Origin of the sequence: Daejeonella sp. (assembly GCF_017495225.1) — a bacterium.
Taxonomy (GTDB): domain Bacteria; phylum Bacteroidota; class Bacteroidia; order Sphingobacteriales; family Sphingobacteriaceae; genus Daejeonella.
Genome location: NZ_JAFEIG010000030.1, coordinates 20514 through 32129, shown reverse-complemented (window position 1 = coordinate 32129; position 11616 = coordinate 20514). Strand labels below are relative to the sequence as shown.

The 11616-nt window shown below is 35.6% G+C and carries 9 protein-coding genes; 6 read left to right on the top strand and 3 right to left on the bottom strand.

Annotation, left to right across the window (positions count from 1 at the left end):
* The first annotated feature begins 43 nt into the window (after positions 1–43).
* From QZ136_RS11365 to QZ136_RS11340, 6 genes are all read left to right on the top strand, one after another.
* The gene (locus tag QZ136_RS11365; protein ID WP_291403595.1) at positions 44–1618 is read left to right on the top strand and encodes a RagB/SusD family nutrient uptake outer membrane protein; all 1575 of its coding nucleotides are present in this window, start codon (positions 44–46) and stop codon (positions 1616–1618) included.
* A gap of 180 nt (positions 1619–1798) precedes the next feature.
* Entirely contained in the window at positions 1799–2722 is a 924-nt protein-coding gene (locus QZ136_RS11360) for a dihydrodipicolinate synthase family protein (RefSeq protein ID WP_291403593.1), read from the top strand.
* 6 nt (positions 2723–2728) lie between these two features.
* Complete coding sequence (locus QZ136_RS11355; protein ID WP_291403591.1) at positions 2729–3907, top strand: kelch repeat-containing protein; 1179 nt, start codon at positions 2729–2731, stop codon at positions 3905–3907.
* A 3-nt stretch (positions 3908–3910) separates the two neighbouring features.
* Positions 3911–5149 carry an MFS transporter gene (locus QZ136_RS11350; protein WP_291403589.1) on the top strand — a complete coding sequence of 413 codons (1239 nt, stop codon included), beginning with the start codon at positions 3911–3913 and terminating at the stop codon, positions 5147–5149.
* Between the two features lie 509 nt (positions 5150–5658).
* On the top strand, positions 5659–5970 hold the full coding sequence (locus tag QZ136_RS11345; protein WP_291403587.1) for a type II toxin-antitoxin system HigB family toxin: 312 nt from the start codon (positions 5659–5661) through the stop codon (positions 5968–5970).
* A gap of 2 nt (positions 5971–5972) precedes the next feature.
* Positions 5973–6329 carry a transcriptional regulator gene (locus tag QZ136_RS11340; protein ID WP_291403585.1) on the top strand — a complete coding sequence of 119 codons (357 nt, stop codon included), beginning with the start codon at positions 5973–5975 and terminating at the stop codon, positions 6327–6329.
* A 103-nt stretch (positions 6330–6432) separates the two neighbouring features.
* Here QZ136_RS11340 and QZ136_RS11335 read toward each other — a convergent pair whose 3' ends face one another.
* The 3 genes from QZ136_RS11335 to QZ136_RS11325 all read right to left on the bottom strand — a co-directional run bounded on the left by QZ136_RS11335 (position 6433) and on the right by QZ136_RS11325 (position 11428).
* Positions 6433–6951, bottom strand: coding sequence for a hypothetical protein (locus QZ136_RS11335; protein ID WP_291403583.1), 519 nt, complete (start codon positions 6949–6951; stop codon positions 6433–6435).
* A 696-nt stretch (positions 6952–7647) separates the two neighbouring features.
* Positions 7648–11040, bottom strand: a complete 3393-nt coding sequence (locus tag QZ136_RS11330; RefSeq protein ID WP_291403581.1) for a DEAD/DEAH box helicase — start codon at positions 11038–11040, stop codon at positions 7648–7650.
* Positions 11033–11428, bottom strand: a complete 396-nt coding sequence (locus tag QZ136_RS11325; RefSeq protein ID WP_291403579.1) for a (deoxy)nucleoside triphosphate pyrophosphohydrolase — start codon at positions 11426–11428, stop codon at positions 11033–11035. The genes QZ136_RS11330 and QZ136_RS11325 overlap by 8 nt, the downstream gene beginning before the upstream one ends.
* Between the last annotated feature and the right edge of the window lie 188 nt (positions 11429–11616).

Sequence of the window (11616 nt, the reverse complement as noted above, 5' to 3'; positions counted from 1 at the left end):
AACGGGGATTCCCAAATTCATTTCAAATTAAATAAAACATAAAATGAAAAAATTATATAAAAGTGTATTAAGCATCCTGCTGATTGTAACATTCAGCGCATGCCAAAAGCTGGATTTAGCACCAGAAGATTATTTTGCTAGTGAAAGTTTCTGGAAGACTTCAGCACAAGTAGATGGAGCAATGATTGGATTACATAACCAATTAAGAGGTTTTCAGTTTACTATTTTTACTCTTGGTGAACTTAGAGGCGGTACCTTACGTGATGGAACTAGCTTTACAGGAACAGCATCTCTAAACTCTGCGGCAATTATTCGTCAGGATATTCGTGAGTCTTCTCCTGGAATTTCTGGATGGGCAGGTTTTTATGGACCTATTTTTCAGGTAAATAATTTTATTTATCAGGTAGAAAAAGCAGATTATTTAAGTGCTGCTGATAAGGCTTACTATTTAGGCCAAGCTTATGGATTAAGAGCTTATTATTATTTCCATTTATACCGTACCTATGGTAGAGTGCCTTTAGCTCTTGAGCCAAAGGTAATTACAAATACTCCTTCTACCTCTCAAGATGCATATCTTCCAAGAGCAAAAACGGAAAAAGAAACCTTAGACTTTATTAAAGGGGATGTAAATAAATCTGTAGCAAGTTTTGCTGGTAACTATACCACTAAGCTTCAAAAGGCGCAATGGTCTTTAGGCGCGAGCCAGATGTTGCAATCAGAAGTTTATTTATGGTCTGCAAAAGTAAAAGTTGATGGTACTGCACCTACGCCAACTGCTTCTGCTGCTGATCTTACAATCGCTCGTACAGCTGTTGAGCAGGTGATTTCTAAATATACTCTACTTCCATCTTTTGCCAATGTGTTTAAATCTGCATCCATTGCTGCAAGTCGTGGAAATAGTGAAATTATCTTTGCTATGAGATATCAGCAGGGTGAAGCGACTAATAATTATGGTCAATTTATTTATGCGATTACAGATCCATTAACTGGTTATGTGGATGATAAAGGCGTAGCTATTCCTTCAGCAGATCCATTACAAGTTGCTGGTGGAGGTACCATTATTCGTTATGAATACAAGTATGATCTTTATGCCAAATACGATGTAACGGATACTCGCGCTAATGCAACTTTCTTGAATTTCAATAAAGGGACAGTTAAAGCTACTAACCTTCGTAAATTCTTAGGCGTTTTTGTTGAAGGGGCTCGTAGCTTTTCCGATGATTTCCCTATCTATCGTGTTGCAGAGGCTTATTTGATCTTAGCGGAAATTAAAAATAAGCAAAATCAAAGTCCAGCAACTGAGATTAATATCATTAGAACTCGCGCTCATGGAGCCGGTGCACCTGTTTTTGTGAGTGGAACTTTTGAACAAAACGAGTTGGCTATTTTTGAAGAAAGAGGCAAGGAGTTTGTAGCAGAGGGAAAGCGTTGGTATGATTTACTTCGCATGCAAGATGCTTCTGGTGTGCCTCTTGTATTCAGAAGAGATCTTCCACTTGTTGGAGTTCTAAATAGTGCTACAGAGGCTCATAAAGTCCTTTGGCCAATAGATAGAAGCACTTTAACAAGCGATGAAACATTGAAAAATGATCAGAACGCAGGTTATCCTGGAACCTAAACCATTAAAAAATAGTAGAAGCTGTAATTAGCTTCTACTATTTAAAATACTCCTAAATTGATAGGCTTTCAATGCTTTATCGAATCAGTTTTTTCAATAAAAAATCAAATATTATTGATATCTCTGATAAATTTTCTAATATCGCATAGCACATTTTGTTGCTTGAATTAATAAAGTCAAATGAAAAATCATTTAAAAGGTCTCATTTCAGCTCCTTTCACACCCTTTCATGCCGATGGACAGCTAAATCTGTCAATTATTCCAGATTATTACCGTTTTTTAAAGTCGAATGGGGTAACAGGTGCATTTATTTGTGGTTCAACAGGTGAAGGTGTTTCTCTTACTCTTGCCGAAAAGAAATTAGTTGCAGAGGCTTGGGCTGCCTGCTCAAATCATGATGAGGATTTCAAAGTGATGATGTTCCTAAGCGGGACATGTATCGCTGATTGTATCGACCTCGCTAAACACTCACGAGAAATAGGTTTATATGCCGTTTCATTTACAGCACCATTTTATTTTAAACCGGCCAATGCGGATATGCTTGCTCAATGTTGTAAAGCAATAGCCGATCAAATTCCGGATATGCCTTTTTATTACTACCATATTCCTGTTTTAACAGGCGTAAATATTGCTATGTTCGACCTTTTGAATGCAATTGACGGACTAATCCCGAACTTTGCGGGAATAAAATATACCCACGAAGATTTCATGGATTTCCAATCATGCATGAATTTCAAAGATGGTCGTTATGAAATGATGTGGGGAAGAGATGAAAATATGCTCTCTGCACTTGTTTTAGGCAATCAGGCTTCCATTGGAAGCACTTTCAATTATATCGCACCTTTGTACACCGCTTTAATCGATGCATTTAATGCGAATGATTTAAAGAAGGCTGGCGAATTACAACAAAAATCAATCAATTTTATTCGTTTATTGGGTAAATATGGCGGAATTTCAGTTGGGAAGGCTTATATGAAGCTTGCCGGACTCGATTGTGGTGAGTTTCGTCTGCCAGTAAGAAATATGAGCGCTAAAGATTTTGAAGCCTTTAAATTAGATGTAAACGCATTAAACTTTGATCAGTTTAAGTCGCAAAAAGACTAATTAACCATGAATAAGTATCTTATTCCCTTTTTTATTTTTATCATGCTTATTCAAACAGAAGTTTTTTCTCAAAAGAATTCTAATATTAGTATTGAATGGGAAAATATTGCAATCTTAAAAAATTCTGATGGCAGCAATTCTCTTGGCTTTGCGGGTGCAATTAATGCCCTAGATGGTCAGGCGCTATTGATTGCTGGCGGTGCTAATTTCCCCGATAGAATGCCTTGGGAAGGGGGCAAAAAGTATTATTCTGACGAAATTCATATTCTCCAAAAGTTCGAGTCTAACTATGAATGGAATAGAAAGTTTAATGCCAAATTACCATTCCCAATTGCCTACTGTGGTAATACTTCTACTCCTCGAGGTATAGTTTATGCTGGTGGAGAAAATGATAATGGGCTATCTAAAAAGGCCTTTTTGATAAACTTTTTTTCCCTGTCCAATCAAATTGATATCAATGAATTACCCGATTTGCCACATGCGCTAACTAATATTTTTCTAAGTTCTATTGGGAATATGGTATATGCGATAGGCGGTGATGGACCAGTGTATTCATCAAAGGAATTTTTAAGCCTTGATTTGGATAATTTACAAGCCGGCTGGATTAAATTAGCCGATTTGCCAATTGCCCTCGCTAATTCGGCAGTTGTAGTGCAGAATGGGCAAAAGGGACAAAATATTTACGTGATTGGGGGGCGCTCAAAAGATTCTTCAGGCATAAGTAAATTAAATAATACGCTACTTATTTATAATCTTCAATCTAAGTCATGGACCTACGGTGCTCCAATTTCTGATGGAAAGAATTCTGTTAATTTTTCTGCCGGGACTGCAACTGCACTATCTAAACATTTTATATTGATTAGTGGAGGTGATAATGGTTTGACATTCAATAAGATAGAGAATTATCTTAGTCAGATTGCACAAGCTAAAAGTCCGGAAGAAAAAGAAGCCCTAATTGCCAAAAAGAACGATTTGGTTATCAATCATAATGGTTTTGACCGCCGCTTACTAGTTTATGATACTTTAGCAAATACTTGGTTTCAAATTGGCGAATTACCTTTTCCAGCGCATGTTACCAGTACAGCTACTAAATGGGGTGAAAACATTATTCTGTCGAGTGGTGAGATAAAACCTGGCATTAGAACGCCTCAAATTATGTTAGGTAGACCAATCATTAAAAAATAAGCAATGAATTCGAAAAATTACCCTTGGATATTGGTGGGACTACTTTGGGTAGTTGCCCTTTTAAATTACATGGATAGGCAAATTTTAGCCACCATGCGTCCTGCCATGCAAGTGGATATTATTGAACTTCAATCGGCTACCAGTTTTGGTTATCTCATGGCCATTTTTCTTTGGATATATGGCTTTATGAGTCCCATTTCTGGGATGATTGCCGATAAAATGAGTCGTAAGTGGCTGATAATCGGTAGTTTATTTGTCTGGTCGGGGGTAACATTCGCCATGGGATATGCCACAAGCTTTAATCAGCTTTATATCTTAAGAGCAATTATGGGAGTAAGTGAAGCACTTTACATCCCTGCTGGATTGTCATTAATCGCCGATTTTCATAGTACCAAAACTCGATCATTAGCTGTGGGTATTCACATGACGGGTTTGTACATGGGGCAGGCTTTGGGTGGCTTTGGTGCGACTGTGGCGAGCGCTTATTCATGGCAGACTACCTTTCACACTTTTGGTTTAATTGGGATTATTTATTCCTTGGTATTAATATTTTTCTTGCGTGATAAAATTGCCGAAGCTGAGCCATTTACAGACAATGATAAAATTCAAATAAAAAAGGGAAGCTCGCTATTTAGTGGCTTAGCCTTACTTTTCACCAATATTTCCTTTTGGATTATTCTATTTTACTTTGCTATACCGAGTCTGCCAGGTTGGGCCACAAAAAACTGGCTTCCAACCTTATTCGCAGAAAACTTAGATATTCCTATGACTTTAGCCGGACCGCTATCCACCATAACCATTGCCGCTTCATCCTTTGTGGGAGTAATTTTTGGTGGTATTCTTTCCGATAAATGGGTACAGAAAAACTTAAAAGGCAGAATTTATACGAGCGCAATTGGTTTAGGAATGACTATTCCTTCTTTGCTTTTATTAGGCTTCGGGACTAGCCTAATTCACGTTATTGGAGCTGGTGTTTGTTTTGGGATAGGATTTGGGATGTTCGATGCTAATAATATGCCTATTCTTTGTCAGTTTGTTTCTGCAAAACACCGTGCAACAGCCTACGGCGTTATGAACATGACTGGCGTGTTTGCAGGTGCCTACATTACTAATTTACTAGGAAAATCCACCGATGCGGGTAATTTGGGTTCAGATTTTGCGATGTTGGCTGTTATTGTGCTTGTAGCTTTGATTATTCAGCTTAGCTTTTTGAGGCCTAAGTTTAATGATTTTGTGGGGTAGGAGTGCTTAGGAATTAATATTATATTTTAACGAAGGTCCCTCACCTGCTGAAGGGCAGGTTTCGGGATGACATCGTTTTTTAAACGTCATGCACCTATCATCCCGAACTTAGTGAGTGAAATTTTTTATAAAGGCTAAATTTAGGCGTCATGCATGTCCCCCTCTAGAGGGGGTAGGGGGAGGAAACGCCTTATAAGCATTTGTATTTTCCAATAAATTTTTGATTTAATCCTGCAATGCGTTTACAATTAATTTATTTTCCTGAAATGGATTTACAATTTTTTGGAGTCTGGAGGCTCTAATTATTTGAAAATATGTAGAGACCTCTGCGTTGAAACTAGAGACAGTTAGAGCTATAATAAGGTCATTTATTGCCGTTTATTTATCAGAACTACCGTTTGCTCAAAATAATCTCCTAAAACCCTTATTCTTCCTACATTTCTAATTTTAATAGTAGAATTAATCATTAAAAGTTTTCTATTAGAAAACTTTTTATTAAATTTGTCGCGGTGTTTAATATCATAAACAGAAAAACGCTACTTTCCTACATGAATGAATATCCTCAGGCTGCAATTGCCCTACAAGAGTGGTATCATGATTTAGAAAGTGCAGATTGCAAAAATTTCAATGAACTCAAGCTAATTTATGCTAATGCGAGTGTTGTGGGAGATAATAGAGTAGTATTTAATATCTCTGGAAATAAATATAGACTAGTTGTAAGAATCGTTTTTTCTTTTAAAGTGATTCAGATAAAGTGGTTTGGTACGCATAATGAATATGATAAAATTGACGTTGAGAAGATAGATTTTAAAAAGAGATAACAATGAAAATCCAACTAATAAAAACCGAAGAACAATACGAAAGCTATTTAAATTGGGTGGATGAAATGTTCAATAAGGGCGTTAATCCTTGCACTACTGAAGGAGAAAAAGTACAAATTGCTCTTTTATTGATTAAGCATTACGAAGATACACATTACCCTATTTTAATCCCTGACCCAATTGAAGCAATCAAATTAAAAATGGAAGAATTGGGACTCAAAAACAAGGATCTTGTAGGAAAAGTAGGAAGTAAAGGCTATGTTTCCTCTATTTTGAGTAAAAGAAAGCCCCTTACGCTAGAATTAGCCAGATTATTCCATAAAGAGTTAAATATCCCTGCGGAGGTATTGTTGGCTTGATAGGGGCGGTATTACAGAATTTAAATTATAGTGGAGTCTGGAGACTCTAATTATTGGGTAATCCGTAGAGAGCGCTGCGCTGAACTCTGACGGACAGTGGGCTTTATTTTTTCAGTTCAATTGTTCCCTCAAATTCTCTTAATTCTCTGTAAAGATTTATACCTAAAATACTCCAGTCAACTGTACCTATTACATTATAGTCATAAGTATTATTTTCGAGTTTATTGACAGTTAAGCCAGTTGTATGCCAATGAGTACCAATACTATAACCGTTTTTACGAACAGAAGCATTTAACAATTTTTTTTCTTTTGGATTTTCAAGAAAGTAAATTGAGATAGTAATATCTGCCAATATATTATCTTCAAGTTGCTTTTTTGTTGAATACAAGTCTCTATTAAATTTAGGAGGCTCTACTTTTTGACTCTCTTCTTGTAAGTTAAAAGTCTTGTTTTCATTGTTTTCATCACTTGCTTTTCCAGTAAATGATAAAAGACCCAAAACAAGAATTATAGTTTCTTTTACTCCTAATCTCTTACTTATTATTTTCATTGCATTAAAGAAGATAATTATAAAATAACTAAGAATTGCAATATTTAATATGGCCCAACTTAATTCTAACATGGCTTATACTTTTATTTAATATTTATGTGTTTAGTTTTTATGCGCTGTTTGTTAACTCATACATATCTCTAGCAAAACCTACCTTTCCAGCTTTGTTTTTGCCTATGTCTCAATAATAAAACGATACATTGTTTCTCTAAAATAAAAAAATTTAATAATTTAAAATAATTTATTTCTTTTTTATAGGCAATAATTTATTGATTAGCCTGTTAAAAACATTCGAAGCAGATAAATGCCATCTTGCCTCCAGTTTCTTTAATGGAAACCCTTTAGGCTAGCATTAGCTAAAATATTTCAAAAACAATTAATATTCCTGCGGAGGTTTTGTTGGCTTGATTGGGTAAGTGAGAAATAATTAAATTTATTGGGGTTTGGAGACTCCAACTATCTGATAATCAGTATATAACGCTGCGCTTAACTTTAACGGACAGTGGTTTGTTCGCATAGCTTCGGTAGTGTCTGTTTCGCTGAAACTAGCGGTAAACTAAGGACAGTGGGACTCCAATTATTTGGTAATCCGTAGAGAGCGCTGCGCTGAACTCTAACCGGACAGTGGGGTAAATTTTACCCTTATCATTAAAACGAGAGTAAAAAATTAAAAATTCTACTCTCGTTTTATTTTCGGGATTCGTTCATTTTTTGGGCTGTTTTAATAAAAGTTACCCGCTATTTCTTTTACGCAATTTTGCCGATTTATTATTTTTTGCCCTCACTCAAAATCTTCACAAACTCACCTAGAACCCTCATGTTAGCCGCATTTTCAGGGGTGATTATGATGTTTTGATAGGAAGTGTCATATGAATTTGGTCGCAAAACGATGGAAGTATGTTCCCAATTTTCCTCCGTTATATTTTTTTCACTTGTATATGTTTTAATCGTAAAGGCAGAGTTAAAATCGGGATCTTGGATATCTCTATTTTCTATTAATAAAATTTTTCCGTTTCGGCTACCTCCAGTATATGTTTTAAATAAACAAATAGAATGGTTTGGAATGACTCTGTTCATGGATTCTCCAATGATTTTACAGGCGAAATAATCATTGTTCGAATTGTTTTTAGGTCCTTCAATAAGTGTGAAATTTTTCTCAGATTGTATTTCGCTAAAGGTCCCTGCGGCAGCATAAAAGTCGTAAAATGGAATAGGGTTCAGCAACTCTTCTTCAAAAGTTAACGTTTGTTGGGTCTGGATTATTTTGTCTGAATATTCAGGTAGGGCTGGTTTATCAACATGTTTTATTTTTTCTGTTGTGATATATTGATAAAGACTCTCAATAACAGGTTGTTGAATTTGAAATTTAAAATGAACCACCGGCAAGTTAGAGTCTGGCATAGAACCTTGTTCAATTGAATCAGGTATTATGGAAACATCACCAATAAAGTAAAAATCAGTTCCCTCTCCATCTTGCTTTTTCACAAAAAGTAAAATGCGTTTGGACTTAATTACACCCTTTATTTCATTGCTATCAATTTTCCTGTTAGACCTCGACTCCCAAGCAAATGTTGATTGGTTAATGAAGTGGTCATTGTAATTTATGGTGCTATCAATCGCATCAGATTTATGATATGTGACAAAACATGGTGTAGCTCCATCGTGTGTACGGTATCCGTACACTGTACTGCTTATGTCTTTTTCCCAATTTAACAATCGGCACACGTCCTTACGACTGTATTTATTGTAAAGGATCAATCCATTTTTATAGTGCTCTTCCTTGTATGCACTATTAAAAGCATGAATGGAGTATTGAATAGAATCTGATAGAAATCGTTTGAAAACTGAATTTTTTAAAATGCGTATGAATTCTTCATGAAAATGGAAAGAATTATCCTTCATGTAGATGATTTTCTTCTCTTTTCTTACAAACTCAAAATTCAGATTCGAAACGCAGGATTTTATGGTCTCATCGGAAACTTTATAATGATACTTCTCTAGCACCTTCGCCTTTAAAGTATTTACCGATAGTTCACCAGATTCAAGAATAAGTAGTAAAATAAGGCTCTCTTCTACTCGTTTTGAGTTGTTTATTTCCTTCGAAAACAGCTCAAGTAATTGCAACTCTTCTGTTGATAGTTCAGTGTTTTCTGCCCTTTCAGCCCTTAAAATAAAATTGTAATATGAATTGGCGTAATCCACAAATAAGAACGGATCGCGTGAACCATGTTCAATAAAGTCCATCATCATTGGAGTTCGTCCCAACTTAAATTTCAAAAGATTGTAGTCTTTTTTCAAGTCAGCGAATAACTGCATGTTCGCAGAATCAATGGATTGAAAGATGCGCTCTTTGGTGATTTCGTCAAAGTTGATGGTGGAAGCTCCAGGAATCATCCGACTACCTTCCGTGATTAACTTCCTCAAAGAGTCTTTGTTGTAGGATGTGTCACCATACAAGGCAATCGGAATAAGGTAGTTGTTTTCGTAGTTTCCGATAAAATCGATTACTGTCAAATAGCCTTTTCCTTCAACCTTTCTTAGGCCTCTTCCTAACTGCTGGATGAAAATTATGGCTGATTCGGTTGGTCGAAGCATGATGATCTGATTGATCTTAGGAATATCAATTCCTTCGTTGAAAATATCCACCGTAAATATGTAATCAAGTTTTTCACTCAGATTATCGGTCTCTAACTTTTCAATTGCCTTGGCTCTTTCATCTTCAGAATTATCGCCTGTGAGAGCTACAGTTTTAAATCCTTTTGAATTGAATAAATTAGCTAATTCAACTGCTTCTTTCTTTCTGGAACAGAATATCAAACCGCGAGTTATTCCATTATCACTTCCGTAAAATTTAGCTTGTTCAATGATGCGCTCTACTCGTTCATTTGCAACTAAATACCTGAAATCAGCTTTGGAGTCTACTTGTATATTGTCAATTGATAAGTCGGCAACTCCGAAATAATGAAACGAACTGAGCATTTCCTCCTCCATTGCCTTACTTAAACGAATCTCGTAAGCGATATTGTGGTCAAAAAGCTTATAAATATCGTTGCCGTCAGTTCTCTCAGGAGTGGCAGTCATGCCTAAGAAAAACTTTGGTTCAAAGTGCTCAATTAGGCGCAAATAAGAGTCTGCTCCCGACCGATGTGTTTCATCAATTATGATGTAATCGAAGTGATCTTTCGAAAAGTTGTCTAAGTGACTAGCTTTCGAAATTGTTTGAATGGTTGAAAAGACAAAATCACAATCTAAATCTCTTTGATTTCCAGAATATAAGCCCATAGTTCTATCCATACCAAAAACACTTTGAAAAGTGCTTAGGGAATCTTTAGCTATAGTTAATCGATGAACTACAAACAGTAATTTTTTAGGATTAAAAGCCCTTGCGTCAAAAGCCGATAAGTAGGTTTTACCAGTTCCCGTTGCTGAAATGATTAAAGCTTTGTTTTTTCCTTCATCCCTAAGTTTTTGAAGATTTTCCAATGCTTCTATTTGCATAGAATTTGGACTTATCAACGCTTGCAAAACATTAGGGTTTTCGATTTTTATTTTTTTTGTTTGAAGAGCTTGATTCTGGTAAATTTCTTCGTAAGCCAAGATAAATTCAGAGCTTACTGGCGTTCCTTTTTCAAAATCAGACTGAAATTCACGAAGTACTTTTTCAACGATGCCACTTTCGTCTAAGGCTGAGACTTTGATGTTCCACTCCTTGTTTGTGCTCAAAGCTTGGGCAGTAAGATTACTGCTTCCAACGATTAAGTTATAATGCTCTTTACTTCTAAAAATGTATCCTTTAGTGTGAGCATTGCCTGTTGTGGCAATTCTTAGATCGATATTTTTAAATTGAAGAAGTCTTTTCAGTGCTTCGGGTTGTGTGAAATTTAAATACTGAGAAACCAGCATTTCACCTTTAACACCGCGACTTTCGAGCTCTTTAAGCTTATTAATAATCGAAGCTACTCCGCTGGTTGTGACAAATGCAACAGAAATAAAAAACTGATTGCAATTTTCAAGCTCATGAAGAATAGTTGAAAGCACCTTTTTTGGGGGACTCTTTTGATTCACGAGCAACTCGGGTTGATAGTATTGGTTAGATGAAACGGATTTATCCACATAACCTGTCTGTAAACTCTTTGTGAAACTTTGGATTAGGTCATTCATTGAAAAGTAGTTTATTGACTATTGGGATATCCGCTGCTGCCCAATCAAGTGAACTGAGCTCATTAATTTTTAACCATTTTTGATCTATATGCTCATGAAGAGTAAGTTCTTTCGATTCAACTTCACAAACGAAACTGTGCATAGTTAATTCAAAATCAGGATACTCATGCACAACCGTTAGAAAAAAGGACTTTATCTTTGGAGAAATATTTAATTCTTCCATTAACTCTCTATGCAAAGCCTCCTCTTTGGTCTCATCTCCTTCAATTTTCCCTCCTGGAAATTCAAACTTCTCTGAAATATAATGGAGCTTATTTTGAGGTCTTTGAACACATAGAACTTGATCTTCCCAAAAAATCACACCTGCAACGACTTCAACTTTTTTCATTAATAATTTGATCTATTATACTTGTTGATATCTCATTTAAATCCTTAAAAAAATCTATTTTAAGTAAGATATATAATTCTAACAAGTTAAATGAATTATTATTTTTCTAAAGTAAAATAATTAACTCTTAAAATAAAATTCTCCCAAACAAAAAACCCAATCAGCTAACTGATTGGGTTTTAAAATTC